Source organism: Streptomyces sp. NPDC053560, from assembly GCF_044544605.1.
In the GTDB taxonomy this organism is placed as follows: Bacteria; Actinomycetota; Actinomycetes; order Streptomycetales; family Streptomycetaceae; genus Streptomyces.
Genome location: NZ_JBITXI010000002.1, coordinates 708,568 through 733,771, shown reverse-complemented (window position 1 = coordinate 733,771; position 25,204 = coordinate 708,568). Strand labels below are relative to the sequence as shown.

Below are 25,204 nucleotides of genomic sequence, written 5' to 3'. Positions count from 1 at the left end.
AACGCGTATCGGGTAAGGGGAATCGGGCGCCTCCCGGCGATTGATTTCCGGCCCGCGACGGCAGTTGCGCGGGTCCGTTCGAAGAATACGATCAAGAAGAAATCGGGCCGGTTTTTCGCGTGGCCGAAGTGATACCGGAGCCGCTCGTCAGGGTGCGGGAAGTGGCGTTAAACCGGCCCCGGCGGGCTGTGACAGAAGTGTGACCAATGCCGGACACCGGGAACACCCGGGTGTGTCAGTGCCGGCCTTCCGCGGGTCGCCGGATGAGGCATACGGTGGCGTCATGGCGCCTGTACCGAACCTTCCGAAAGAACCGGACGACGACGTGGAGACCTATGTCGGCCTGGACCGGCAGCGGGCCGAGGACCGGGCCCGCGAGCGCGGCTGGAGCACCGTCAGGTCGCTGCCCCCGGGCGCGATCATCACCATGGAGTACCTCGCGGGCCGGCTGAACTTCGAAGTGAAGGACGGCACCGTGCACCGCTCCTGGAAGGGCTGACGGCGGCCCCCGGCGGCCCGGCGCGCCCCCGTACGGCAACGGCCCCGGCCGGCTCCTTCACGGAGCCGCCGGGGCCGTCGAGGTGCGGGGGTGTGTGCGTACCGGCCCCGCACGTCTGTCGTGTCAGCTGCCCTGCGAGCGGCCGCGGACGGTCGTGGTGACCGGCGCGGTGCGCGGGACACGGTCGGCGTGCGGCGGTCTTCGGCTGCCCGAGGGGGTGACCGGAGTGCGCTCCGAGCGCGCCGTGTGCGGCCGCGCGGGGTGGTGCGGCCAGGCCTCCGGCGAACGGGACTGCCGGCCGCCGGCCACCGCGGCCTCGCGGACCAGGACGCCGTCCTCGCCGACGGCACGCCGCCCGGCGACACCGGAGGTGACGCCCGCCGGGCTCGCGGGCACCGGGACGGGCCGCGGCGCGCCGCCCAGCTGGGCACGGAGCCGCCAGACCACCGCCATCAGCCGGGCCTCGGCCCAGGCCATGCCCGGCTCGCACCAGGGGAGGGCGAGCAGCACCAGGAGGCCGGCGGCCCAGCCCAGCAGTACGTCGCTGACCCAGTGGGTGCCCAGGTAGACGGTGGTCATGCCGACGCCCAGCGCGCCGAGCGCGGCGATGACCGAAAGGATCCTGCGACGCAGCGGGGTGGTCGCCAGATAGGCCAGAACGCCCCAGGTGACCACGGCGTTCGCCGTGTGGCCGGACGGAAATATATCGCCGCCGAGCCACATCTCGTTGGTGCCGATGGCGGTCGCGTAGTGCGGTCCGAGCCGGCCCATGCCGATCTTCGCGGCGCCCACGGTGACGTTGAGCATCAGCAGGGCGACGCCGAGTACCAGCAGCGGGTGCAGGTTCCGCTGCCGCCAGCAGCGCCAGACCAGCCACGCGGCCACCGCGACCGCGGTGGGGCCGCGCTGGCCCAGCACCACGAAGTAGTCGAGGAAGGCATGGATGTCCGGCCACTGCTTGTACGGCCGGAAGAGCATGACCTGCCAGTCGAGGGTGACCAGCCAGGAAGTCGTGAGCACGCCCAGCACGATCGCCGCGTAGACGGCCACGGTGCCGCCGAACAGCCAGTGGCGTGTTCGTGTCATATACGGCCGGGCCAGCTCGCTCCAGCGCCCTTCCCTCTGGTCGGGCTTCTCATCGGTACGCACTCAATCGACGTTACCGCGTGTGATGTAGGTGCCTGGTCAAACCGTGGGCTTTGTAATGACGATGTGATGTGGAATGCGTCTCAAACAAGCCATTCGCCAGGGCCCTGCCAAGAGAATTCACTAAATCGCTCTTTCTCTCGCGCGGCATCCGAGTGGCCGGCCGTCCACAGATCTAATGTATTTCCCCGCGGCGGTGTTTATCGCGGATTTCCCCGGGCGTCACGGAACGTTTGCCGGTGCATCGGGGTCACGGAGGGAAGTTCCCCGGTCACCCGGCGGAAGGGCCGTGCGAGGGGTCACGGCGGACCCGAGCCGTTCAGCCAGAACGCGCCGTAGACCGCGGAGCCGGCCGCGAGCACGCCGAGGACGGCCGCCGCGTACCGGGGGCGCCACCGGGCCAGCGCGGCGGCGGGCGGCAGCAGCAGCGGGTACGCCGGCAGCATCAGCCGCGGCTTGGAGCCGAAGTACCCCTTGGCGGTCAGCGCCAGCGCCAGTACGAGGCCGCCGTAGACCAGCAGCGGCACCGGCCGGCCCTGCCGCACGCCGAGCACGTACAGCCAGACGACCGCGACGACCCCGGCCGCCAGCGCGAGCCCGGCGGGGAGGGCGGGCCCCGTCAGCAGCCGCCAGGTGAAGGCGGCGAAGGCCAGTCCGCCGTCGAAGCCGTTGTCCCAGCCCGCCTGGACGTCGAGGTAGCCGGTGAGGCTGCCCTGCCGGGCCCCCACCCACAGGAAGAAGGCGCACCAGCCGAGCGGGGCGAGCGCCACGCCGGCCAGCAGCCGCCCGTGCCGCCGCCAGGTCACGCGCCCCTCGCGGGCCCGCTCGCGCCACAGGGCGAGCGCGGCGGCGGCCCAGACGGCCGCGACGACCGCTGCACCCACCGGCCGGGTCAGCCCGGCCAGCGAGGTCAGCACGCCGGCCCACACCCACCGGCCGGACAGCACGGCGTACAGCGCCCAGGCTGCGAGCGCGGTGAACAGCGCCTCCGAGTACGCCATGGACTGCACGACGCCTATCGGGACCGCGGCCCACAGTGCCGCCAGCGTGATCCCGCCGCGCGGGCCGTGCAGCCGCTCGCCCGTGGCGTACAGGGCCCAGGCGGCGGCCAGCGAGGCGGCCCAGCTCACCAGCAGCCCGGCGCCGGCCGCGGAGAGCGGCAGCAGCGCCGACAGGCCCCGCTCCAGCCACGGCAGCAGCGGGAAGAAGGCGAGGTTGGAGTGCACCTCGCCGCCGGGCAGCTGGACGGCGTAGCCGTAGCCGTGCTCGGCGACGCGGGTGTACCAGAGGGAGTCCCAGCGGGCGGCGAGCAGGGTCTGCCAGTCCTTGCCGGCCGCTGCCGACCAGGCGGCGAGGACCACGAGGCCCAGCAGTCGGATCGCCGCGTACGCCGCCAGGGCGGGCGCGGCGCGACGCAGCGCGGCCCCGGCACCTCTGCCTGCCGCAGCCGGACCCGCGGTGGCGGAGAAAGCGAGATCGGTCATCAATCCGATTATCCAGGTGGCCCGGGGGTCGCGTGGTCACGATGGCCGGAACGGGGCGGGTGCGACGCGGGTGGCGGACCGTGCCGGGGGATGCGGGGGTCACCCGAAGGAGTCGGCGGCGAATGGTAGCGAGTGCCCTGCGCAATGGGTATGACACCCACCGGTCCTTGCGATGAGCATCTCATCGTGAGGTGAGCCATGTGTCCCGCCCGGCGACTCGCGTAGGCTTTCTTCACAACTCGCCCGTGCCGCCGGTTCCCCCGGGGTGTTCGTCGTGCCGTCGCGCGCGGCTGCGAGTGCTCGACAGGAGGTGCGTACATGTCCGGGACGACCACGTCCGGCAAAGAGCGGACGGCTGGTGTGACCCGGCATCGCGGCGGCGGCGCGAACCGCTGGACCGTGCTGATCGTGCTCTGCGTCAGCCTGCTGTTCGTCGCCCTCGACACGACGATCCTCTACGTCGCCGTGCCGGCCGTCACCGAGGACCTGCGGCCGGGGCCGGTCGAACTGCTCTGGGTCGTCGACGTCTATCCGCTCATCGCGGCGTCCCTGCTCATCCTCTTCGGGACGCTGGGCGACCGGGTCGGCAGACGCCGGATACTGCTCTTCGGCTACGGACTCTTCGCGATCGCCTCGGCCGGTGCCGCGCTGGCGCCCAATCCGCAGATCCTCATCGTGGCGCGGGCGCTGCTCGGGGTCGGCGGCGCGATGATCATGCCGGCGACGCTGTCGATCCTGCGCCAGGTCTTCCCCGACCGGCGGGAGCGGGCCGTGGCCATCGGCGTGTGGAGCGCGGTCGCCGCGGTCGGCGCGGCCGTCGGCCCGGTGCTCGGCGGCTTCCTGGTCGAGAACTTCTGGTGGGGCTCGGTCTTCCTCATCAACATTCCGATGATGGCCGTGATGCTGCTGGTCGGCCGCTGGCTGCTGCCGGAGTCCCGGGGCGAGCGCAACGGCCCGTGGGACGTGCTCGGCGCGGTCGTCGCGGCGCTCGGCGTGCTCGGCCTGGTCTTCGGCGTGAAGCAGATCGGCAGCGGGGCGCCCGTCCTGGGCTGGACGACGCTCTGCCCGATCCTCGTCGGGGCGCTGCTGCTGGCCCTCTTCGTCCGCCGCCAGCGACGCCGCGAGCACCCGCTGATCGACATGCGGCTCTTCGCCCGCCCGGCGTTCGGCACGTCCGTCGGCTGCATCGTGCTGGCCATGCTGGCGCTGGTCGGCCTTCAGCTCATAGCCGTGCAGTACCTCCAGCTCGTGCTGGGCATGAGCCCGCTGGAGACCGGCCTGCGGATGCTGCCCCTGGTCTTCGCCGCGATGGCGGCCGGCCTCACCGGCTCCCGGATGCTGACCCGGCTCGGCCCGCGGGTGATGGTCTCGGCGGGCTTCGTGCTCACCGCCGTCGCGGTGCTCTGCCTGACCACGATGGGTACGGACGACCGGCCCTGGCAGCTGTCCGCCGGCTTCGTCCTGCTCGGCTTCGGCTTCCAGGCCACGCTCTTCGGGGCGTACGAGTCGATGCTCAGCGAGGCGCCCGCCGAGGCGTCCGGGGGAGCGGCGGCCATCGGCGAGACCTCCTACCAGCTCGGCGCCGGCATCGGCGTGGCCCTGCTCGGCAGCGTGATGAACGCGGTCTACGCGCCCGGCCTGCACCACGTCGCCGGGGTGCCGCACCGTGCGAGCCGCGCCGCGGGGCACTCCCTCGGCGAGGCGTACCAGGTGGCCGGTGACCTCGGCGGACACGCGCGGCGCGCGCTGCGCGAGGCGGCCCGCGCGTCCTTCGTGCACGGCTTGCACGTCACCCTCGTGGCCAGCGCGCTGCTGCTGCTGGTGGGCGCGGCGATAGCGCTGCGGCTGCCCCGGCGCGCCGCTGAGCCCTCGGAGCGCGCCGACGGCGACGCCGCGGGTCCCGGTCACGAGTCCGAGCGTGCCACCGCCTCCTCCGGGCACTGAGCCTTCTTTCTCCCGGGCCCGGACATGGGCCCTCTTGTGGCGCGTCCGCGCGCGTCGTAACGTCTGCCGTGAGCAATAACTACCACTGCTAGTTTTTCGCGCAGCCGCAGGAGGCCCTCGCCATGTCCGCATCCACCCTGCCGCCCTTCGACCCGGCCGACCCGCTGGGCATCGACGACCTCCTCTCCGACGAGGACAAGGCCGTCCGCGACACCGTCCGGCAGTGGGCCGCCGACCGCGTGCTGCCGCACATCGCCGAGTGGTACGAGGCCGGCGAGCTGCCCGGCATCCGCGAACTCGCCCGCGAGCTGGGCTCGATCGGCGCCCTCGGCATGTCCCTCACCGGCTACGGCTGCGCCGGCGCCACCGCCGTCCAGTACGGCCTGGCCTGCCTGGAGCTGGAGGCCGCCGACTCCGGCATCCGCTCGCTGGTCTCCGTGCAGGGCTCGCTCGCCATGTACGCGATCTGGAAGTTCGGCTCCGAGGAGCAGAAGCAGCAGTGGCTGCCGAAGATGGCCGCCGGCGAGGTCATCGGCTGCTTCGGCCTCACCGAGCCGGACCACGGCTCCGACCCCGCGAACATGCGGACCCACGCCAAGCGCGACGGCTCGGACTGGATCCTCAACGGCCGCAAGATGTGGATCACCAACGGCTCGGTGGCCGGCGTCGCGGTGGTCTGGGCCCGCACCGACGACGGCATCCGCGGCTTCGTCGTGCCCACCGACACACCCGGCTTCTCCGCCCCCGAGATCAAGCACAAGTGGTCGCTGCGCGCCTCGGTCACCAGCGAGCTGGTCCTGGACGACGTCCGGCTGCCGGCCGACGCCGTACTGCCCGAGGTCACCGGCCTGCGCGGCCCCCTCAGCTGCCTCGGCCACGCCCGCTACGGCATCGTCTGGGGCGCGATGGGCGCGGCCCGCGCCAGCTTCGACGCGGCACTGGACTACGCGAAGAGCCGCGAACAGTTCGGCAAGCCGATCGGCGGCTTCCAGCTCACCCAGGCCAAGCTCGCCGACATGGCCGTGGAGCTGCACAAGGGCGTCCTGCTCGCGCACCACCTGGGAAGCCGGCTGGACGCGGGGCGGCTCCGCCCGGAGCAGGTCAGCTTCGGCAAGCTCAACAACGTGCGGGAGGCGATCGAGATCTGCCGCACCTCGCGCACCATCATGGGCGCCAACGGGATCTCGCTGGAGTACCCGGTCATGCGGCACGCGACGAACCTGGAATCGGTGCTCACCTACGAGGGCACCGTGGAAATGCACCAGCTGGTGCTGGGCAAGGCGCTCACCGGGCTCGACGCCTTCCGGTGAGCCGAACCGTGTCCCTTTGCGGACCGGCCGGAGCCGATCCGCAAAGGAACACTAGCTCTGATTGAAAAAACCGCCCTCGCGACGGCGGCCCGTGACGTCGCCGCCGCTCACCACCCGGTAGTCGGGCGGTGTGAGGAGGAAGACCCGGGTCGCCACGCGCTCGATCGAGCCGCGCAGTCCGAAGGTCAGCCCCGCCGCGAAGTCGACGACCCGCTTGGCGTCGGCGGACTCCATCGCCGTGAGGTTGACGATGACCGGCACACCGGACCGGAAGAGCTCACCGATCCCACGGGCGTCCCGGAAGCCGTCCGGGGTGACCGTGGCGATCCGGGTGCCCTGCTCCTGCGCCGACTGGTCGGCCACCCGCACCCGAGGGTCGGTCACCCAGGAGTTGCCGCCCGTCTGTTCGGGCTCGGACCCCTCGGCGTAGTCGTCGTCGTAGTAACGCTCGTCATCGTTGTCGTCGACGAGGCCAAGCCACGCACTCGCCTTGCGCACCGATCCCATGGACGCCTCCTCTCTCCCGCGGTGTGCTGTCCGCCCCTCTATGGTCGGCCATGACGCGGATGATGTGCCAAGTGGATAGCCGCCGCATGGGGGGTTCGTGACACATCTGGTGCAATGAGGATGGCACAGCGTCAGCTCCAAGGCGATGACCGCGAACTGACTGTGCGAAGGGTGTCACACGGCGTGCGCGCCCCCTCGGACCCGCCCGGCAGGACAGATCGAAAGATAACGGAAAGAATGCATCCGCACGGATGGGACCTGGGCATATGTCATGCCGGGCGGTGCCGTGCCGTCGGCGGTGGCGGTGCTTCTCAGTCCTGAGCTGGCGGGTTGATGCGGGAGGCGTCGATCGCGGAGCCCTCGGTGCCCCACTTCTTCAGGATGCGGTCGTACGTGCCGTCCTTCTTCAGCCGGTTCACCGCAGCCCGGAAGGCGGGGGTGAGATCGCTGCCCTTCTTGAAGGCGAATCCCACGTCGAGCCGCTGGTACTCGTTGAGGAACCGCAGCCCCTCCTGCTGCCGCACCGCATAGCGCAGCCCGTTGATGGTGCTCATCACCACGTCGCTGCGGCCCTGCTGGAGGGAGATCCACAGCGCGCCCTGCTCGGCGTACGTCTTGACCTCGTACGGCTTCTTCCCGGCCGCGGCGCACCGGGAGCTGTGACGCTCCAGGGTGGCCTCGAAGGTGGTACCCGCCGAGGTGGCCACCGTCTTTCCGCACAGCTGCGTCAGGTCGGTGACCTTCTTCAGCGGGCTGTCGTCGCGTACCGCGAATCCCTGGCCGTCATTGATGTAGGTGACGAAGTCGATGGTCTTCTTGCGCTCCCGGGTGACACCGAAATTGCCGGTGCCCAGGTCGTACTTGCCGCTCCCGAGGGCGGGCAGGATCGCTTCGAAGCTCGCCACCTCACGCTTGAGGCGCAGCCCGAGCACCTTGCCCACGGCGTCGGCGAAGTCGATGTCCTGCCCCGCCACGGTCTTCCCGTCCGGCAGGTAGGCCGCGCCTGGCGGGGAGCCGCCGACGCCGGCCGCGAGGGTGAGCGTGCCGCGCTTGCGCACCTCGGCCGGGAGCAGTTCCGCGGCGGCCGGGTCCTTCTTCACGGCGGTGACGACATCGGCGGTGGGGATCTTCGGTTCGGTCCCGCCCCCGGCCGCCGCCGACCGGGTGCCGCCGCCGTCGGGGGCGGCGCAGGCGGCGGTCAGGGCGAGGGCGGCAGCGGCGAGCAGGGCGGCGGCGCGGATTCTGCGAGGCGTCATGGGGTCGGGGTCTCCAGGTGGTGGCCGGCCGACAGATCCTTCTCGAACGGCAGCGGACCGATCGACAGGAGCAGCAGGAAGGCGCCGCCCGGCGGGCCGAACTCCTCCGGCGGGTACTCCCGGTCCAGGTCCACCGGCTTCTCGTAGCGGGTGCTGTACTCGTACGTCAGCTCCGCGAGCAGCGGGCGGGTCAGCGGGTCGGTCACGGTGGTGTGATGCTCCGTCAGTTCAGTGGGATTCGAGGCCGGCGCGGTCACGGGCGCTCCCAGGGGAGGGCGTCGGGCGCCTCCTTGCGCAGCACCGGCAGCACCTGTTCGGCGGCCAGCCGCAGCACCTCGGCCTTGCGCGCGTACGGCAGGCCCGCGCTCTCCACGCCGAAGAACTGCACCGCGTGGCCGTACGCCGTGTGCTGCTGGAGGATCTTGCCGGTGACCCGGTCCGGCGAGCCGACGAGGACGGGCCCGTGGTCCACGGCGTCGTCGAGGGTGCGGTACGGCGTGTTGTTGCCGGGCACGTCCCGGGCCGCCACCGCCGCTTCGTAGTACGGCGCGAACGCGTCGCGCGCGGTGCGGTCGCCGGGGGCGACGTACAGCGTGCCGCCCGCGCCGACCAGCGCGGCAGAGGGATCGTGCCCGTACTCCGCCCAGCGCTCCCGGTAGTGGCCGATCAGCCGGGCGTAGTCGGCGACCGGCTGGATGACGTTGGCGGTGAACAGCGGGTCGCCCCACAGCGCGGCGAGGTCCGCGGAGCGCTCGCTGGTGGCGCTGCCGTGCCAGACGGTGGGCGGCCGCTGGTACGGGCGGGGGAGGGTGGTCGCCCCGGTCAGCGGCGGGCGGAACCGGCCGGACCAGGTGACCTTCTCCTCGCTCCACAGCCGGCGCAGCAGTTCGTAGTTTTCCTCCTGGAGTTCGTACTGGTCGGCCGGGTCGCGGCCGAACAGGTGCCACGGCTCGGGGGCGTTGCCCTTGCCGGTCATCAGCTCCAGGCGGCCGCCGGAGAGCTGGTCGACGGTGGCGTACTCCTCGGCGACCCGGACCGGGTCGAGGGTGGACAGGACGGTGACGGTGGTGAAGAGCCGGATGCGGCGGGTGCGCACGGCGATCGCGCCCAGGACCGCGGCCGGGGAGCTGGAGAGGAACGGCGGTCCGTGCCGTTCCCCGACACCGAAGGCGTCGTACCCCAATTCCTCTGCCAGTACGGCCAGTTCGACGACCTCCTGGAGGCGCCGGTGCGGCGGGAGCAGCCGCCCGGACACCGCGTCCGGGACGTTGTCGATCAATGTCATGACGCCGAAGCGCATTGTGTTCGCGCCCTTCTTCGAGCAGGCCGAAGGAACGGGGAAGAGCGAGGGGAGGGTGCGCCGAGGGAGGCGCGGAAGTGTGTGAAGGCGCGGCGGGATCAGTAAAAGGCGATCAAAACCGCGAAACGGCCCGGCCGAAGAGGACGGCGGGCGTGGTGCAGGGGGTCAGCTCAACAGGACGACGACCACACTCGACCGAAGTCGATGTGGTCACGGGTGACCAGCCGCTGCCATGAGTACATGCCGCTAAGTGGAACAGGCATCCGTTTCCGCGTCAACTGTGACCGAGACCCAAATCTCAGGATGCGAACAGGCTTGACAGTGGGCCGTGGCGTCGCCATAGCCTCAAGGGCGGCCGTGCTGAGGGGCACGCCCGTTTCTTGAGCCTGTGTGAAGGCGCTCCACTCCCGTGTTCGATCTCTGCATCCACGGAGCCTTCGCATGCCTTCCGTCCAGCCGGTCTCCGGCACCCTCGACACGCCTGCCCCGGCACCGCCGCCCCCGGAAACCGGTGCCGGCGAGGCGCCCCGCATCGTCCCGCGCCGCCGCACCGGCCAACGGGCCGCCGCGGCCCTCGTCCTGGCCCTTCTCGCGCTCGCCGCCACCTCGGTCGTCCGCAACGACGCCTTCCAGTGGGACGTGGTCGCCGGCTACTTCTTCACCACCGCCGTCCTGCGCGGCCTGTGGCTCACCCTCTGGCTCACCGCGCTGGTCATGGTGCTCGGCTTCGCGCTGGGCACCCTGCTCGCCGCGATGCGGCTGTCCGCCAACCCCGTGCTCAGAGGCGTCGGCTGGGGCTACGTCTGGCTGTTCCGCTCGATGCCGGTCCTGGTGCAGCTGCTGTTCTGGTTCAACATCGGGGCGCTGTACCCGTACATCCTCGGCGTGAAGACGGTGAACCTCCTCGGCCCGATCACCGTCGCCCTCATCGGCCTCACCCTGCACGAGGCCGCGTACGCCGCCGAGGTCGTGCGCGGCGGCATCCTCTCCGTCGACCGCGGCCAGCTGGAGGCCGCGCAGTCCCTCGGCCTGAGCCGGTGGCGGCGCGGCCGGCGGATCGTGCTGCCGCAGGCCATGCGCGCGATCGTGCCGCCCGCCGGGAACATGCTGATCGGCACGCTCAAGGGCACCTCGATCGTCTCCGTCATCGCGGTCCAGGACCTGCTCTACTCCGTGCAGCTGGTCTACCACCGCACCTACCAGGTCATCCCGCTGCTGCTGGTCGCCACCATCTGGTACGTCGTCGTCACCTCGGTGCTGAGCGTCGGCCAGTTCTACGTCGAGCGGCACTACGCACGCGGTGCGGAGCACGCCCGATGAGGCCGTCACTGGTGATCGTGGGAGCCGGGCCGCGGGGGACCGGGCTGCTGGAACGCATCGCCGCCAACGCCGCCGAGCTGTACGGCGACCGACCGCTGGACATCCACCTCGTCGACCCGCACCCGCCCGGCGGCGGCCGGATCTGGCGGCACGACCAGTCCCCGCTGCTGTGGATGAACTCCACCGCCGAGGACGTCACCATGTTCACCGACGAGTCGGTGGAGATGGCCGGCCCGGTCCGCACGGGCCCCACCCTCGCCGCCTGGGCCCGGCAGACCGGGAACGGCACCGTGCCGCCCGGCACCGCCGAAGCGGCCGGCGCGCTCGGGCCGCGCGACTTCGCCGACCGCCGGCTCCAGGGCGACTACCTCGGCTGGGTCTACGACCGCACGGTCGCGGCCCTGCCGCCCCTGGTCACCGTGCACGAGCACCGGCACCGCGCCGTCCGCGTCACCGGACCGCGCGACGGCCGCCAGCAGGTCCGGCTCGCCGGCCGCCCCACCCCGCTCGTCGCCGACCTCGTCGTCCTCACCCTCGGCCACCTCGGCTCCGAACCCCCGCCCGAACAGCGGGCGCTGGCCTCCTTCGCCGCCACGCACGGACTGACGTACCTGCCGCCGGACTTCACCGCCGACAGTGACCTGTCCGGACTGCGGCCCGGCGAGCCGGTCCTGGTCCGGGGCATGGGCCTGGCCTTCGTCGACCTGACGATCCTGCTCACCGAGGGCCGCGGCGGCCGCTACCTGACCCGGCCCGACGGGCAGCTCGCCTACCTGCCCTCGGGGGAGGAGCCGGTGCTGCACGTCGGGTCGCGCCGCGGCGTCCCCTACCACTCCAAGATCGGTTACGGCTGGTCGGGCGAACGGCCGCCGCTGCCGCGGTTCTTCGGGCCCGCCGAGGCGGACGAGCTGCTCGCCCGCCCCGGCGGCCCCGACTTCACCCGTGACGTCTGGCCGCTCATCGCCAAGGAGCTGGGGTTCGCCCACTACCACCGGCTGTTCACCGCCCACCCCGAGCGCACGGCCGTCCACTGGACCGACTTCGAGGAGAAGTACGCCGCCGCCGACCCCGGCAGCGCCGCACTCCACGCCCTCGTCGCCGCCTCCGTGCCCGACCCCGCCGACCGCCTCGACCTCGACACGCTCGACCGGCCGCTGACCGGCGTGCGCTTCGGGAGCGAGGCGGCGCTCCAGGACGGCCTGCGCGCGTACATCCAGGCCGACCTGGACCGCCGCCACGACCCCGCGCACAGCCCCGACCAGGCCGTCTTCCTCGCGCTGCTGTCCGTCTACGGGCAGCTGGCCCGGTTCGGCGACCTCGGCCCGTGGTGGCACGGCTTCTTCAGCTACCTCGCCTCCGGCCCGCCCGGGCCCCGGCTGCGGCAGCTACTCGCCCTCTCCCGGGCCGGTGTCGTGAAGTTCCTCGGCGCCGACGTCACCGTCACCGCCGACGAGGCGGCCGGCCTCTTCCGCGCGGGCAGCGCGAGCCTGCCCGGCACCGAGGTCACCGCCCGCGCACTGGTGGAGGCCCGGCTCCCCGCACCCTCCGTCACCCACAGCCGGGACGCGCTGCTGCGCGGCCTGTACGCCGACGGCGCCGCCGCCACGCCCGGCGGGCTGCTGCGCGTCGACGCCGCTGACGGCCGGGTCCTGGACCGCGCGGGCCGGGCCCACCCGCGCCGCTTCGCGCTCGGCCCGCACACCGACGCGCGCGCCTCCGGCGCCTTCACCCGCCCCGGTACCAACGCCCCCTCCTTCCGCCAGAACGACGCGACGGCCCGCACCCTGCTCGCCTTCCTCGCCGGCCGCACGACCAAGGACTCCCATGCCGCTGACCAGTGACGCACCCGCCGCCGACGCCCCGGGGCGCGCCGCGCCGCAGAGCGCCGACCCCCCTGCCCTGAAGGTGGTACCGGTACGCCACCCGGCGCGCTGGGCGGCCATCGCCCTCACCGCCGTCCTGCTCGCCCAGTGCGTCCACGGACTGGTCACCGACCCCGGCTGGGAGTGGGGGGTGTTCGCGCAGTTCTTCACCACGGAGACGATCCTGCGCGCGGTGGGCACCACCCTTCAGCTGACCCTGTACGGCACCGCGCTGGGCTTCCTGCTCGGCCTGGTCCTGGCCTTCATGCCGCTCTCCGACAGCCCGTTCCTGAAGGCGGTGGCGGCCGGAACATCTGGGTGTTCCGCGCGGTCCCGCTCATCGTCCAGCTGCTGTTCTGGTTCAGCCTCGCCTACCTCTACAAGCGGATCGACATCGGCATCCCGTTCGGCCCCGGCTTCCTCTCCTTCGAGACGGTCAACCTGGTCGGCGCCATGAGCGCGGCGGTCCTCGGACTCGCCCTGCACCGGGCCGCCTACGCGGCGGAGATCGTGCGCGGCGGCGTCCTCGTCGTGGACAGCGGCCAGCTCGCGGCCGCCGCCGCGCTCGGCGTCCCCCCGCTGCGCCAGCTGCGGCGCATCGTGCTGCCGCAGGCCATGCGCGCGACCCTGCCGAACGCCGCCAACGAGGCCATCTCCCTCTTCAAGGGCACCTCGATCGTCTCCGTCATGGCGATCGGCGAACTCTTCTACCAGGTCCAGGTCGTCTATGGCCGCAACGGCCGGGTCGTGCCCCTGCTGATGGTCGCGACCGTCTGGTACGTCCTGCTCACCGGCGCCCTCTCCGTACTCCAGCACTACATCGCCGACGTGGCCGACGTGGCCGGGCGGCTGTGGGACAGCCGGGAGGACGACGCGGAGATCCGGGACGCCGCCACCGGCCGGTTCATCGACCGCGACAAGCTGCACTACGTCGACTTCCGCGGCACCTCCTCCACCGGCGAGCCGTTCACCGTACGCGGCCCCTCCATCGTGCCCCGGCCCCCGCAGGGCCGGCCCGTCATCGTCGTCGACGCCACCGAGGACGCCGCCCGGGAGACCGCCGCGGCCCGCGCCGACGGCACGGTCCCCGTCCTCCGCCGGCGCGGCCTGCTGCGCCGCTCGTACGCGGGCATCACCCTCCGCGACCACCTCGGACTGGAGCGCCCGGCCGGCCGCTACGCCGCCGTCCGCACCGGAGAGGCCTCCTGATGACCACTTCCGCCACCCCCGGCCGCAAACAGCTGCACCTGGCCGCGCGCTTCCCGGGTGTGAACAACACAACGGTCTGGACGGACCCGCCCGCCCGTCGCCCGACCACCACCCCGGCAGGAGGGGCTGCGCCCCGCCCCTCTCTCGGCTCGCAGATCGACTTCACTTCCTTCGAGCACCTCGCCCGCACCGCCGAGCGCGGACTCTTCGACTTCTTCTTCCTCGCCGAGGGGCTGCGGCTGCGCGAGCCACAAGGGCCGCATCCACGACCTGGACGTGGTGGGCGGGCCCGAGTCGCTGACCGTGCTGAACGCGCTCGCCGCGGTCACCGAGCGGCTGGGCCTGGCCGCCACCGTCAACGCCGCCTTCAACGAGCCCTACGAACTCGCCAGGCGGCTGGCCACCCTGGACCACCTCAGCGCGGGGCGCGCCGCCTGGAACGCGGTCACTCCTCCGGCGCGTTCACGGGTGAGAACTTCCGGCGCGGCGGCTGCCTCGACCACGCGGACCGGTACACCCGGGCCGCCGAGTTCGTCGCCACCGCGCGCGAACTGTGGGACTCCTGGTCCGACGACGGGACGCCCCGGCCGTTCGCGTACCGGGGGGCAGCACTTCGACATCCGGGGCGAGTTCACCGTCCCGCGCAGCCCGCAGGGCCACCCCGTCGTCATCCAGGCCGGGGACTCCCCGGCGGGCCGGGACTTCGCCGCCTCCAGGTCTCCCCGCAGAACGCCCTGCTCGCCCTGGAACAGATCTGGGGCACGGACCTCTCCCTCCTCGGCCCCGACGGCCCGCTCCCCGCCTTCGACCCCGACCCCGAAGCGCGGCTCACCCAGGGCCGCACCCGGCTCGGCGACGCCCAGGAGATCGCCGACCGCTGGCGGGCGCTGTCCGAGGCCAAGGGGCTGTCGATCCGCGAGACGGTCATCGAGGCGACCGGCCGGCAGTCCTTCATCGGCACCCCGCAGGCGGTCGCCGCCGAGATGGACGCGTTCGTCACCCAGGACGCCGCCGACGGCTTCATCCTCGTACCGCATCTCACCCCCGGCGGCCTGGACGACTTCGTGGACCGGGTCGTGCCGCTGCTGCAGGAACGCGGCGCGTTCCGTACCGAGTACGAGGGGAACACACTCCGTTCGCACCTGGGCCTCCCGGAGCCCGCACGCGGCCCGGTATGGAAGGGTTGACCGCCATGAGCACGGAAGCGGAGAAGGACTGGCGGACCTGGCGCGAGCTGCGCGAACGGACCGTCTCGGGGCCGTACGGGCCGCTGGCGCTGACCGGTACGCACTGGCTCGCCGACCACCCCGAGGGCCGGATCGAGGGCATCCCCGGCCACTGGGCCGAGGACGGCGGGGCGGTCCGGCTGACCGCCGGCGCCGGGGACGGGCTGACGCTGGACGGCGCCCCGTTCACCGGCGAGGTACGGCTCGGCCCGGACCCCGCGCCGGCGGAGGCCCGCGTCGCGCACGGCGACCGGCGCCTGGTCGTCCTGCGCCGCGAGGACCAGGGAGCCGTCCGGGTCTTCGATCCGGACTCCGCCGCGCTGCGCGCCTTCACCGGCATCGACGCGTTCCCGTACGACGAGCGGTGGCGGCTGACCGGCCGGTTCCGCCCGTACGCGCAGGCGCGCAGCGTCCAGGTGCCGAACGCCGACGGCCGGGACCGGGGCCTGGGCCTCGGCGGCGAACTGGCCTTCACCGTCGATGGGGAGGAACACACCCTGCAGGTCGCGGTGGAGGCCGACGGCTCGCTGTGGGCGGTGCTCGCGGACGCCACCAGCGGGACCGACAGCTACCGCTTTCGGTTCCTGCGGCCGCCGGCGCCCGCCGCCGACGGCACCGTGACCGTCGACCTGAACCGCACCCTGCTGCCGCCCTGCGCCTTCGCGGACCACTTCATCTGCCCGTTCCCGCCGCCCGGCAACACCCTCGCGTTCGCCCTGCGCGCCGGAGAACGGCAGCTCAGCGCGGGTCACTGAGCCGCAAACCGGCCCGCGGGGAACCGCCCAGGACCGCCGCGCGTCGAAGATCCGACCGAGGGGACCGGACCCACCGCCCCGGCAGCCAAAACCCCCGCTGCCGGGGCCATGTGGCATGCGCCGGACCGGAAACAGCCTCTTGCGCACCGGGCGCGGACACTCCAGACTCCCGTCCAGCGCTTGTCAGGGGCACGCGGAAAACGGAACCCGTGCTGCCTGGCTGCGCCTCACGGGCCGCCTACAGGCGACCCCCGATTCCCCTCGGAGGAAGAAGTGAGGAACGAGCGCATCACCCCCCGCAGCGGCGTCGTCAGACGCACCCGGCTGATCGCCGTGGCGTCCGGCCTGATCGTCGCGGGCGCCGTCGCCATCCCGAGTGCCAGCGCCGACGTGCGCCCGGCGAGCACGTTCAGCGCGACTCAGCTCTCCGCGGCCGATGACTCGGTCCGCGCGGCGGATGTCGCGGGTACCGCATGGCGGGTCGACAAGGCGACGAACACCGTCGTCGTCACGGTAGACAAAACGGTCTCCCAGGCCGAGATAGCGAAGATCAAGAAGGCGGCGGGCGTCAACGCCGGCGCCCTCAGCTTCGAGCGCACCACCGGGAAGTTCCAGAAGTACATATCGGGCGGCGACGCGATCTACACGTCCGGTTCGCGCTGCTCGCTGGGCTTCAACGTGCGCAACAGCAGCGGCGCCTACTACGCCCTGACCGCCGGTCACTGCACCGAGGGCGGCTCGTCATGGACCACCGGCAGCGGCGCGCTGATCGGCCCGACCGCCGGCTCCAGCTTCCCGACCAACGACTACGGCATCATCAAGTACACCGGCTCCGTGTCCCATGAGGGCACCGTCGGTAGCCAGGACATCACCAGCGCCGGCACGCCCACCGTCGGTCAGACCGTCACCCGCCGCGGCTCCACCACCGGCATCCACAGCGGACGCGTCACCGCCCTGAACGCGACCGTCAACTACGGCGGCGGCGACGTCGTCTACGGCATGATCCAGACCACGGTCTGCGCCGAGCCCGGCGACAGCGGCGGCCCGCTGTACTCCGGCACCAAGGCGCTGGGCCTGACCTCCGGCGGCAGCGGCAACTGCTCCTCCGGCGGCACCACGTTCTTCCAGCCCGTCACGGAGGCGCTGAGCGCCTACGGCGTGAGCGTGTACTGATCCTGAGCGCGTCCGGGCACTTCCGGCACTTCCCTTCGGCCGGATGCGTGTTCTCGGCCCCGGGCACGTACTGAGGAATACTGCGCCACTGGACTGCAGCCAGCAGCAGTAGGCCCCCGCTCGCCGCGGCGAGCGGGGGCCCCTTGGTTTTCCCTCGCCGTCCGGGCTGGAGCCCGTTATGCGTCCCCCGAAAAAGAGGGGGCGCAGCTCCGGGACTCGACCGGTCCGCCAACCGGGCATACGGTGTAACTACGTGCGACTCGGACGGCCGGCAGCCTGTGCGAGGGGGTCGTGATGGTCGAGGAACTGGTGGCGACCGGGGTGGCGCTGGCCTCGGCGGGTGCCGTGTACGCGGCGGCCGCGGCCCGGGTCATCAAACAGTACGAACGCGGCGTCGTCCTGCGGCTCGGACGGCTCACCGCGCCGGTCCGCGGACCCGGCTTCACCATGATCATCCCGTTCGTGGACCGGATGCGCCGGGTCAACATGCAGATCGTGACGATGCCCGTGCCGGCCCAGGAAGGCATCACCCACGACAACGTCACCGTCCGCGTGGACGCGGTGGTCTACTTCAAGGTCGTGGACGCCGCCGACGCGGTCGTCCAGGTCGAGGACTACCGCTTCGCCGTCTCCCAGGTCGCCCAGACCTCGCTGCGCTCCATCATCGGCAAGAGCGACCTGGACGACCTGCTCTCCAACCGGGAGAAGCTCAACCAGGGCCTCGAAGTCATGATCGACAGCCCCGCGCTGGGCTGGGGCGTGCAGATCGACCGGGTGGAGATCAAGGACGTCTCGCTGCCGGAGACCATGAAACGGTCGATGGCCCGGCAGGCGGAGGCGGCCCGCGACCGGCGGGCCCGGGTGATCAATGCCGACGCCGAGCTGCAGGCCTCCAAGAAACTGGCCGAGGCGGCCCAGCAGATGTCCGACCAGCCCGCCGCCCTGCAACTGCGCCTGCTGCAGACCGTCGTGGCGGTCGCCGCCGAGAAGAACTCCACCCTCGTCCTGCCCTTCCCCGTCGAACTGCTGCGCTTCCTGGAGCGCTCCGGCCTCCAGGCCCAGGCGCAGACGGAGGCGTACGAGCGGACGCGGCCCGCGAGCGGCGACGGGAACGGGGACGCGGGTGACCGCGGCGACGACGGCACCGAGGACGTGGGCCGTGCCGAGCTGCGCCGCGACGACCGGGGCGGTGCGGGGCCCGAGGACGTGCGGCGCGAGGAGGTGGCGCTCGACGCGGCGGAGGGCCTGCCGGGTGTCGAGCTGCCGGCGGTGGAGGTCCCCGGCGCCGAGACCCCGGGCCTGACGGCGCCCGAGGACGACGGGACGCCCCGGAGCGGCACCACGAAGTGACAGGGCGGGGGCCCAGGGCGCCGTGACCGGCCCGGGTGGTGGGTGAGCGGAAGCGGATCGTCTGTTTCCGGACAGGTGTAGTCCTCACCGTGGGGTGGCCACCGGCAGCTCACCGTGTTCGCCGGACACCGGAAAGAGGAGGGACATGCGCGGTTATCGGTGTGCAGGACCCGTGGACGATCGGTGAATCGTCGTACGCAAGACCGGAACTCGGTCTTGTGCGCGCCCTTGGGGGTGGGAATACTCGGCGACGCGCATTGGCATGGACGCGACTGTCGAGCCGGACGCGGCTTCTGATGGTGGGCAGCACATGCGGGCCGCGCACGCCCACGGCACCCGGCCGTACGGCAGGCGCGATGACCGTCCGCGACGGATGGCCCGTTCACGTCCGTGTCTCGATCTCCACCCCTCAGGGCCCGCTCTTCCCCCACCCGGCGGGCCCTTCCCCCCACGGGAGGTTTTGAGTTGAAGCACCGCCGCATACCCAAGCGACGCGCCGCCCTGGCCGGCGCCGGCGCCCTCGCCCTGGCCGCCAGCGCCACCTTCGCGCTCAGTGCCAATGCCAGCCCGGCCCCCACGGCCAAGCTCCTGTCGCTGACACCGGCCGCGGCCGGCAAGCTCGCCGCGCAGCTCACCGACGGCACGGCCGGCTCGTACTACGACGCCAAGGCCAAGAAGCTGGTCGTCAACGTGGTGGACGAGGCCGCCGCCGACGCCGTACGGGCCAAGGGAGCCGAGCCCAGAATCGTCCAGCACACGCTGGCCCAGCTGAACGGCGCCCGGCAGACCCTGAAGACCAAGGCCACCATCCCCGGCACGTCCTGGGGCGTCGACCCCAGGACCAACAAGGTCGTCGTCACCGCCGACCGCACCGTCAAGGGCGCGAAGCTGGCGAAGCTCACCAAGGTCGTCGACAGCCTCGGCAGCAAGGTGCAGCTCAACCGCAGCAAGGGAGAGTTCAGGCCCTTCATCGCGGGTGGCGACGCGATCTGGGGGAGCGGCTCGCGCTGCTCGCTCGGCTTCAACGTCGTCAAGGACGGCCAGCCGTACTTCATCACCGCCGGCCACTGCGGCAACGCGGTCAAGAGCTGGTCGGACTCCCAGGGCGGCGGCGAGATCGGCGCCACCGAGGAGTCCAGCTTCCCCGGCAACGACTACGCGCTGGTGAAGTACACCGCCGACACCGACCACCCCAGCGCCGTCGACCTCTACAACGGCAGCAGCCAGGAGATCAGCGGCGCGGCCGAGGCCACCGTCGGCGAGAAGGTCCAGCGCAGCGGCTCCACCACCCAGGTCCACGACGGCACCGTCAAGGCCCTGAACGCCAGCGTCAACTACCAGGAAGGCACCGTCGAGGGTCTGATCCAGACCGACGTCTGTGCCGAGCCCGGCGACAGCGGCGGCGCGCTGTTCGACGGCGACAAGGCGCTCGGCCTGACCTCGGGCGGCAGCGGCGACTGCTCCGGAGGCGGCGAAACCTTCTTCCAGCCGGTCACCGAGGCCCTGGAGGCCTACGGAGCACAGATCGGCTGACCCCCGCACCCCGGCCCACGGCCCGGCCCCCGTACGCGTGCTGCGTACGGGGGCCGGGCCGCGTCGGTGCACGGTTCCGGCCGCGCTTCCCGGGCCGGGCTCATTCCCGGGCCGGGCTCAGCGTCCGTCCAGCGGGCCGAACGCGGCCAGCGCATCCTCGGCGGAGTGGGTGTGCCGTACGTACTCGTCCGCCCACTTCGCCGCCTGCGGGAAGCCGGACTCCGCCACGATCCGGGCGCAGGCCGCCTCCCGGTCGTACGGCGTGCGGCGCAGCGCGACCGCGCCGCCGCCCGGCCCGAGCAGCGCCCAGTGCGCACCGTCCCGCCCGTACGGCATCCCGATGCTTCCGGGATTGACCACCAGCCGGCCGTGCGCGACCCGGACGAACGGCATGTGGGTGTGGCCGCACACCACCGTCCGCACCGCCTCCGGCACTCCGGCCAGCACCTCGGCGAAGCGCTCGGCGCGCGAGTCGGCGAGGACCACCTCGGCATCGTCGCGCGGGGTGGCGTGGCAGAAGAGGACGGGGCCGAGGCCGGGCACGTCCAGCGTCACGGCGGTGGGCAACGCGGCGAGTTCGTCGATGTCGGAGGGGGCGAGCTGCCCGGCGGCCCAGGGAGTGACCCCGTCGGGGGCCGGGGCGCCCGGGTCGTGGTGGCTCGCGACCAGTTCCCGTTCGCCGTTGCCGCGGAGCCATACGGCCCGGTCGCCGAGGTCGCGCAGCAGCGCGAGGGTCTCCCGGGGGAGCGGCCCGGAGAGCAGGTCGCCGGTGAGGACGACGGTCCGCGCGGCCCGGACATCGGGCTCGGCGAGCACGGCCTCCAGCGCGGGGGCGACTCCGTGGACGTCGGACAGGACGGCTACCGCGGCGGTGTCGGTCATGGCGCGAGCCTGGCAGGGCCCCGGCGGCGCGGGCGGCGATTCCGCTCTCGGCCGACGCGTCGACGATCCGACGGGCCGATGGGCTGACGAGCGGGTGCGTCGAAGAACTGGCGCGCCGAAGAGCCGAGGCGGGCCGCGTTAGCGAGACGTTAGCCGGACAATTGTGGATCATCAGCGGCGGTCGACAGTCTTGATCTCACCGGCCCGGAAGGCCGCACCGGGAACACCGGAACATCACAACAAGAGAACGAGGAAAAACGTGTCGAACCGTACCGTTCTGCGCCACGCCCGCAATGCCGCCGCCGCCATGGTGATCGCTGTCGCCGCGTTCGGGCTGACGGCCTGCGACGGCTCCGGTACCGACACGCCGTCGCCCGCCGGCAGCTCGTCCGCCGCCGCTGACCCCTCGCAGTCCGCCGGTTCCTCGGCCGGCAGCGACCAGGGCGGGAGCGGCAAGGGCGCCTCCGACCAGGGCTCCGTCGGCGGCACGTCGGCGGCCACGCCCAAGAAGTCGGACGAGCGCTGCACCGACCGGATCAACTACGCGGGTGACTCCCGGTCCAACGCCGAGATCAACTCGATCGGCGAGGAGACCGGCCACTGCCCGGCGCCGCAGAAGGGCGGCGAGCAGACGGACCCGCCGGCGGGCACCCCCAAGAAGGACGGTGTGAGCTGCACCGACCAGATCAACTACGCGGGGGACGCCCGCTCCAACGCCGTCATCAACACCATCGGCGACAAGACCGGCTACTGCCCGCCCGTCCAGAAGTGAGCCCGCGCTGAGCAGGCACCGAGTTCCCTGCTGAGCAGGCACCGAACTCCGTGCTGAACAGGCATCGAGCCCCCGCCGTCCCGGCCCGCACCAGCGGACCGGGACGGCGGTCGTTCCGGTGCGACCGGGGGCCTGTGCGACGGTCCCCTCAGAGCCGCTCGACCAGCCGCGCCGCAGCCGACCTCGCCGTGGCCAGGGCGGTGGCGCGGTCCGCGCCCGGCTGGCCCAGGACCACGCGCGTGCTGAGTCCGTCCAGCAGGGCGAGCAGTTCGGAGGCGCGGCCCGCGCAGTCCGCTGCGGCGAACCGGCCCTGCGCGACCCCCTTCGCCAGCAGTCCCGCCAGATCCTCGCGCCAGCTCCGGTCCAGCTCCTCCTGTGCCTCCCGCAGCGGTTCGTTGACGGCCGTACGGGCCCACAGCTCGATCCACAGCATCCACCGCGGGTCCCGCGGCCCGCGCGGCAGGTAGAGATCGACGAAGGCGTCCAGCATCCGTACCGCGCCGAGCCGGCGCGCGAGCAGCGCCCGCCGCTCCTCGGCGAGCTTCGCCTCGCTGAAGCGCAGCGCCTCCAGCAGCAGCATGTCCTTGCTGCCGAAGTAGTACAGGATGTGGCCGCCGCTGGTGCCGAGCCGCTTGGCCAGCGCCGACATGGTGAGCGCCGCGAGGCCGCCCTCGGCGATGGCGACCATCGCCTCTTCCAGGATCCGGTCGGCAGCGACCTGCCCGTCCCGCCGTCGTGCCACCGCCCGGCCTGCCTTTCGTCCCGTCCGTTCCGCTGGGTGTGCGGGTGAGCGCGGGGTCTCCGCGTGCCCTCGTCCCGACCTTATCCCGGCGGATCCGCCGCGAACTCTTGACGGGTGGGGAAGGGGCAGGCATTTTGAATGACGTTCAAAAATCTTGAACGTCATTCAAATTCGGGCCCGTAGTCGGGGCCTCCCGAGCCGGAGCGAGGGAAACGCATGACGTCCACCGGAGTAGCCGACGACGAGGTCTTCAGAGTCGAGACGCACGGCATCGACCCCATCCCCGACGAGGACCGGCACGGCGGGGCCAAGGACCTCTTCTGGCTCTGGTTCGGCTCCAACCTCACCTTCACCTACGTCATCAACGGCACCCTCGCCGTCGCCTTCGGCCTCTCCTTCTGGTCCGCCACCGCCGTCGTCGTCCTCGGCGGCCTCGCCTTCTTCGCCGTCAGCGCCGCCGGCCTCAGCGGCATCCGTACCGGCACCGCCACCCTCGTCATCTCCCGCGCCGCCTTCGGCCACCGCGGCAACTGGCCCGCCGGCATGCTGAACTGGATCGTCAGCATCGGCTACACCATCGTCAACACGGTCGTCGGCGCCCTCGCCCTCGAAGCCCTGCTCACCGGCGCCCACCTGCTCGACGGCACCCCGGCCCGCGCCGTCGCCCTGCTGGTCACCCTCGCCCTGACCTTCACCGTCGCGATGTGGGGGCACGCCACCGTGCAGGCCGCCGAACGCTGGATGGCGTACGTCCTCGGCGCCGGCTTCGCCGTCCTGCTCGTCCTCCTGCTGCCCGGCCCCGACCCGTACGCCCCCGCCGCACAGGGTGCCGCCGGCGGCTTCAGCGCCTGGACCCTCGCCCTCGTCGTCATGCTCTCCGGGCCGGTCTCCTACCTCCCGATGCCCGCCGACTACACCCGCTACCTCCCCAAGGACACCTCGCTGCGCGCGATCACCTGGAGCGGCGCCCTCGGCGGCTTCCTCTCCTCCGTCGGCCTCGGCGTCGCGGGCGTCGCCGCCGCCACCCGCGCCGACATGACCGACCCCGTCGCGGGAGTCGAAGGACTGCTGCCCGGCTGGTTCAAACCGCTGTTCCTGCTGCTCGTACTGGGCGGCTCGGTCACCAACTCGATCCTCACCCTGTACTCCTCCAGCCTCAACCTCCAGGTCCTCGGCATCCCCTGGACCCGCGCCCGGACCATCGTCATCAGCGCCGCCGTCACCGTCGCCGGCTCCCTCTGCGCCCTCTTCCTCGCCGACTTCACCGAGTCACTGCTCTCCTTCCTCTCCCTGATGGTCATCGTCTTCGCGCCCTGGGGCGGCGTCTTCCTCGCCGACATGCTGCTGCGCCGCTGCCGGTACGACGCCGACGCGCTCCACGCCGGCCCGGGCGGCCGCTACTGGTACCGCGCCGGCTGGCACGCCGAAGGGCTGGCCGCACTCCTCGCCGGCATGTTCTTCGCCGCGCTGACCTGCGACTCCGAACTGTGGACCGGCCCACTCGTCGCCCCGCTCGGCGGCGGCGACCTCACCCTCCTCGGCTCGGTCGTCGCCGGCCTCACGTACTGGGCGCTCGCACGACGCAAGGCCGTGACGCCACTTCCCGCGGCCCCCTGACCGAAGTCGCCGAACCGGCAAACCGCATCGCCGCCGGAGCCACACCCCGCACCACAACCACTCGCCCCACTCCAGGAGTTGGACATGTCCCCGCACCACCCCGCCGCCGATCTCGTGCTGCGCAACGCCCGTATCCACACCGTGGATCCCGCGCTGCCCGAGGCCGAGGCGCTGGCCGTACGCGACGGCCGCATCGTCTGGCTCGGCGCCGACGACGACGCCGCGGAGTGGATCTCCTCCCGTACCGAAGTCCTCGACGCCCGGGGCAAGCTGGTGCTGCCCGGCTTCATCGACGCGCACAACCACGTACGCCTCGGCTCCGACGACGCCTGCGTCCAGCTCGCCGGCGCCCGCACCCTGGACGAGGTCCACCACCGCATCCGCACCTGGCGGGACGCGCACCCCGACGCCGAGTGGATCGAGGCCGAGGCGCTGGACTACTCCGCGCTCCCCGGCGGCCGCATGCCGCGCGCCGCCGACCTCGACCCGGTCACCGGCGGCACCCCCGCCTTCGTCCTGAGCTACGACGTGCACACCGCCTGGCTCAACACCGCGGCCCTGCGCCGCCTCGGCATCACCAAGGACCGCACCGACCTGCCGTACGGGCGTGCCGAGACCGACCCGGAGACCGGCGAACCCACCGGATTCCTCATGGACTTCGCCGTCCGCGGCCTCTCCCGGGACGGCCACCGCGCGCTGCGCGACCTCGGCGTGCCGTGGGCGTCGCCCGACCGCCAGTACCGCCGCCTCGCCCGCAGCCTGGACGACGCGATCCGCTGTGGCCTCACGACGGTGGTCGAGCCGCAGAACTCCCTGGACGACCTGGCGCTCTTCGAGCGGGCCCGCGCGGAGGGCCGACTGCGCTCACGCATCGTCGCGGCCCTCTTCCACCCGCGCGGCACGACCGGCGCCGACCTCGTCGATTTCGCCGCCGCCGCCGAGAAGTTCGACGACGACCGGCTGAACGTCGGCCCCCTGAAGCTCTACATCGACGACGTCGTCGAGCCGCGCACGGCCGCGCTCCTCGAACCGTACGCGGGCTGCCGGCACCACCGCGGCGAGACGTTCTACCCGCCGGAGGAGTTCGGCGAGCTGCTGACCGAACTGGACTCCCTCGGCTTCCAGTGCTTCGTGCACGCCACGGGAGACCGCGGCATCCGTACGGTGCTGGACGCGGTGGAGCGGGCCCGGGCGGGCCCCCGGGCGCCCGCCCCCCCCCCCCCCGGCCCCCAGCGCGGCCCCCTGGCCCCCCCCGCCACCCCCCCCCGACCCCAACATGGCGTGGTCGCCCGCAGGGCGCCCCCGCACGCCCCCCCC

At 72.5% G+C, this 25,204-nt stretch carries 20 protein-coding genes and 3 pseudogenes (1 of these 23 cut by a window edge); 15 read left to right on the top strand and 8 right to left on the bottom strand.

What is annotated here, in order from left to right:
* The first annotated feature begins 283 nt into the window (after nucleotides 1–283).
* Entirely contained in the window at nucleotides 284–499 is a 216-nt protein-coding gene (locus ACIGQF_RS06525) for an I78 family peptidase inhibitor (protein ID WP_361563301.1), read from the top strand.
* Between the two features lie 123 nt (nucleotides 500–622).
* Here the strand turns inward: ACIGQF_RS06525 and ACIGQF_RS06520 are convergent, their stop codons facing one another.
* Both ACIGQF_RS06520 and ACIGQF_RS06515 read right to left on the bottom strand, forming a co-directional pair.
* Nucleotides 623–1,648: a phosphatase PAP2 family protein gene (locus tag ACIGQF_RS06520; RefSeq protein WP_399706229.1), complete on the bottom strand. Its 1,026-nt coding sequence runs from the start codon at nucleotides 1,646–1,648 to the stop codon at nucleotides 623–625.
* A gap of 296 nt (nucleotides 1,649–1,944) precedes the next feature.
* Nucleotides 1,945–3,129 (bottom strand): hypothetical protein, encoded by a 1,185-nt coding sequence (locus ACIGQF_RS06515; RefSeq protein WP_399706227.1) that lies wholly within the window; start codon nucleotides 3,127–3,129, stop codon nucleotides 1,945–1,947.
* Nucleotides 3,130–3,447: 318 nt separating this feature from the next.
* Between ACIGQF_RS06515 and ACIGQF_RS06510 the strand changes: the two genes are divergently transcribed.
* Nucleotides 3,448–5,073: an MFS transporter gene (locus tag ACIGQF_RS06510; RefSeq protein WP_399706226.1), complete on the top strand. Its 1,626-nt coding sequence runs from the start codon at nucleotides 3,448–3,450 to the stop codon at nucleotides 5,071–5,073.
* 122 nt (nucleotides 5,074–5,195) lie between these two features.
* Nucleotides 5,196–6,383, top strand: coding sequence for an acyl-CoA dehydrogenase family protein (locus ACIGQF_RS06505; protein ID WP_399706223.1), 1,188 nt, complete (start codon nucleotides 5,196–5,198; stop codon nucleotides 6,381–6,383).
* 51 nt (nucleotides 6,384–6,434) lie between these two features.
* On the opposite strand, the gene ACIGQF_RS06500 is transcribed toward ACIGQF_RS06505, so the two are convergent.
* The 4 genes from ACIGQF_RS06500 to ACIGQF_RS06485 all read right to left on the bottom strand — a co-directional run bounded on the left by ACIGQF_RS06500 (nucleotide 6,435) and on the right by ACIGQF_RS06485 (nucleotide 9,446).
* Complete coding sequence (locus ACIGQF_RS06500) at nucleotides 6,435–6,890, bottom strand: cell division protein SepF (RefSeq protein WP_399706220.1); 456 nt, start codon at nucleotides 6,888–6,890, stop codon at nucleotides 6,435–6,437.
* A 311-nt stretch (nucleotides 6,891–7,201) separates the two neighbouring features.
* Entirely contained in the window at nucleotides 7,202–8,146 is a 945-nt protein-coding gene (locus tag ACIGQF_RS06495; protein ID WP_399706218.1) for an ABC transporter substrate-binding protein, read from the bottom strand.
* A complete protein-coding gene (locus tag ACIGQF_RS06490) occupies nucleotides 8,143–8,403 on the bottom strand; it encodes a hypothetical protein (RefSeq protein ID WP_399706215.1) in 261 nt (86 codons plus the stop codon). The genes ACIGQF_RS06495 and ACIGQF_RS06490 overlap by 4 nt, the downstream gene beginning before the upstream one ends.
* Complete coding sequence (locus tag ACIGQF_RS06485) at nucleotides 8,400–9,446, bottom strand: LLM class flavin-dependent oxidoreductase (RefSeq protein ID WP_399706212.1); 1,047 nt, start codon at nucleotides 9,444–9,446, stop codon at nucleotides 8,400–8,402. The genes ACIGQF_RS06490 and ACIGQF_RS06485 overlap by 4 nt, the downstream gene beginning before the upstream one ends.
* A 441-nt stretch (nucleotides 9,447–9,887) precedes the next feature.
* Between ACIGQF_RS06485 and ACIGQF_RS06480 the strand changes: the two genes are divergently transcribed.
* From ACIGQF_RS06480 to ACIGQF_RS06445, 8 genes and pseudogenes are all read left to right on the top strand, one after another.
* Complete coding sequence (locus ACIGQF_RS06480; RefSeq protein WP_399706209.1) at nucleotides 9,888–10,766, top strand: amino acid ABC transporter permease; 879 nt, start codon at nucleotides 9,888–9,890, stop codon at nucleotides 10,764–10,766.
* Nucleotides 10,763–12,607: an FAD/NAD(P)-binding protein gene (locus ACIGQF_RS06475; RefSeq protein WP_399706208.1), complete on the top strand. Its 1,845-nt coding sequence runs from the start codon at nucleotides 10,763–10,765 to the stop codon at nucleotides 12,605–12,607. Before ACIGQF_RS06480 ends, ACIGQF_RS06475 begins: the two co-directional genes overlap by 4 nt.
* Nucleotides 12,591–13,450 (top strand): annotated as a pseudogene (locus ACIGQF_RS06470) (amino acid ABC transporter permease); the annotation flags it as partial. The gene ACIGQF_RS06475 and the pseudogene ACIGQF_RS06470, both read left to right, overlap by 17 nt.
* Before the next feature lie 386 nt (nucleotides 13,451–13,836).
* Nucleotides 13,837–15,024 (top strand): annotated as a pseudogene (locus ACIGQF_RS06465) (LLM class flavin-dependent oxidoreductase).
* A 5-nt stretch (nucleotides 15,025–15,029) separates the two neighbouring features.
* Nucleotides 15,030–15,818, top strand: coding sequence for a DUF1684 domain-containing protein (locus ACIGQF_RS06460; protein WP_399706206.1), 789 nt, complete (start codon nucleotides 15,030–15,032; stop codon nucleotides 15,816–15,818).
* Nucleotides 15,819–16,091: 273 nt separating this feature from the next.
* Entirely contained in the window at nucleotides 16,092–16,991 is a 900-nt protein-coding gene (locus tag ACIGQF_RS06455; RefSeq protein ID WP_399706203.1) for a S1 family peptidase, read from the top strand.
* A gap of 294 nt (nucleotides 16,992–17,285) precedes the next feature.
* Nucleotides 17,286–18,341, top strand: coding sequence for a slipin family protein (locus ACIGQF_RS06450; protein ID WP_399706199.1), 1,056 nt, complete (start codon nucleotides 17,286–17,288; stop codon nucleotides 18,339–18,341).
* Between the two features lie 465 nt (nucleotides 18,342–18,806).
* Nucleotides 18,807–19,874: a S1 family peptidase gene (locus ACIGQF_RS06445; RefSeq protein WP_399706197.1), complete on the top strand. Its 1,068-nt coding sequence runs from the start codon at nucleotides 18,807–18,809 to the stop codon at nucleotides 19,872–19,874.
* A 117-nt stretch (nucleotides 19,875–19,991) separates the two neighbouring features.
* On the opposite strand, the gene ACIGQF_RS06440 is transcribed toward ACIGQF_RS06445, so the two are convergent.
* A complete protein-coding gene (locus ACIGQF_RS06440) occupies nucleotides 19,992–20,756 on the bottom strand; it encodes a metallophosphoesterase family protein (protein ID WP_399706194.1) in 765 nt (254 codons plus the stop codon).
* 259 nt (nucleotides 20,757–21,015) lie between these two features.
* Here ACIGQF_RS06440 and ACIGQF_RS06435 point away from each other — a divergent pair, with 259 nt between their 5' ends.
* Nucleotides 21,016–21,528, top strand: coding sequence for a hypothetical protein (locus tag ACIGQF_RS06435; RefSeq protein ID WP_399706191.1), 513 nt, complete (start codon nucleotides 21,016–21,018; stop codon nucleotides 21,526–21,528).
* A gap of 148 nt (nucleotides 21,529–21,676) precedes the next feature.
* Here ACIGQF_RS06435 and ACIGQF_RS06430 read toward each other — a convergent pair whose 3' ends face one another.
* Nucleotides 21,677–22,270 (bottom strand): TetR/AcrR family transcriptional regulator, encoded by a 594-nt coding sequence (locus tag ACIGQF_RS06430; RefSeq protein WP_399706189.1) that lies wholly within the window; start codon nucleotides 22,268–22,270, stop codon nucleotides 21,677–21,679.
* A gap of 216 nt (nucleotides 22,271–22,486) precedes the next feature.
* Here ACIGQF_RS06430 and ACIGQF_RS06425 point away from each other — a divergent pair, with 216 nt between their 5' ends.
* The 3 genes and pseudogenes from ACIGQF_RS06425 to ACIGQF_RS06415 all read left to right on the top strand — a co-directional run.
* A complete protein-coding gene (locus ACIGQF_RS06425) occupies nucleotides 22,487–23,887 on the top strand; it encodes a purine-cytosine permease family protein (RefSeq protein ID WP_399706186.1) in 1,401 nt (466 codons plus the stop codon).
* Between the two features lie 84 nt (nucleotides 23,888–23,971).
* A pseudogene (locus tag ACIGQF_RS06420) lies at nucleotides 23,972–25,018 on the top strand (amidohydrolase); the annotation flags it as partial.
* Nucleotides 25,012–25,204: the 5' end (the start) of an amidohydrolase family protein gene (locus tag ACIGQF_RS06415; RefSeq protein ID WP_399706414.1), read on the top strand. The gene runs 626 nt beyond the window's last position; only the first 193 of its 819 coding nucleotides appear in the window; its start codon is at nucleotides 25,012–25,014; its stop codon lies beyond the right edge, outside the window. The pseudogene ACIGQF_RS06420 and the gene ACIGQF_RS06415, both read left to right, overlap by 7 nt.

Excerpts from the sequence above, each read along its gene's own strand:
- ACIGQF_RS06525 (WP_361563301.1), top strand. The coding sequence starts at position 284 with ATGGCGCCTGTACCGAACCTTCCGAAAGAACCGGACGACGACGTGGAG.
- ACIGQF_RS06515 (WP_399706227.1), bottom strand. The coding sequence starts at position 3,129 with ATGACCGATCTCGCTTTCTCCGCCACCGCGGGTCCGGCTGCGGCAGGC.
- ACIGQF_RS06510 (WP_399706226.1), top strand. The coding sequence starts at position 3,448 with ATGTCCGGGACGACCACGTCCGGCAAAGAGCGGACGGCTGGTGTGACC.
- ACIGQF_RS06505 (WP_399706223.1), top strand. The coding sequence starts at position 5,196 with ATGTCCGCATCCACCCTGCCGCCCTTCGACCCGGCCGACCCGCTGGGC.
- ACIGQF_RS06500 (WP_399706220.1), bottom strand. The coding sequence starts at position 6,890 with ATGGGATCGGTGCGCAAGGCGAGTGCGTGGCTTGGCCTCGTCGACGAC.
- ACIGQF_RS06495 (WP_399706218.1), bottom strand. The coding sequence starts at position 8,146 with ATGACGCCTCGCAGAATCCGCGCCGCCGCCCTGCTCGCCGCTGCCGCC.
- ACIGQF_RS06485 (WP_399706212.1), bottom strand. The coding sequence starts at position 9,446 with ATGCGCTTCGGCGTCATGACATTGATCGACAACGTCCCGGACGCGGTG.
- ACIGQF_RS06480 (WP_399706209.1), top strand. The coding sequence starts at position 9,888 with ATGCCTTCCGTCCAGCCGGTCTCCGGCACCCTCGACACGCCTGCCCCG.
- ACIGQF_RS06475 (WP_399706208.1), top strand. The coding sequence starts at position 10,763 with ATGAGGCCGTCACTGGTGATCGTGGGAGCCGGGCCGCGGGGGACCGGG.
- ACIGQF_RS06460 (WP_399706206.1), top strand. The coding sequence starts at position 15,030 with ATGAGCACGGAAGCGGAGAAGGACTGGCGGACCTGGCGCGAGCTGCGC.
- ACIGQF_RS06450 (WP_399706199.1), top strand. The coding sequence starts at position 17,286 with ATGGTCGAGGAACTGGTGGCGACCGGGGTGGCGCTGGCCTCGGCGGGT.
- ACIGQF_RS06440 (WP_399706194.1), bottom strand. The coding sequence starts at position 20,756 with ATGACCGACACCGCCGCGGTAGCCGTCCTGTCCGACGTCCACGGAGTC.
- ACIGQF_RS06425 (WP_399706186.1), top strand. The coding sequence starts at position 22,487 with ATGACGTCCACCGGAGTAGCCGACGACGAGGTCTTCAGAGTCGAGACG.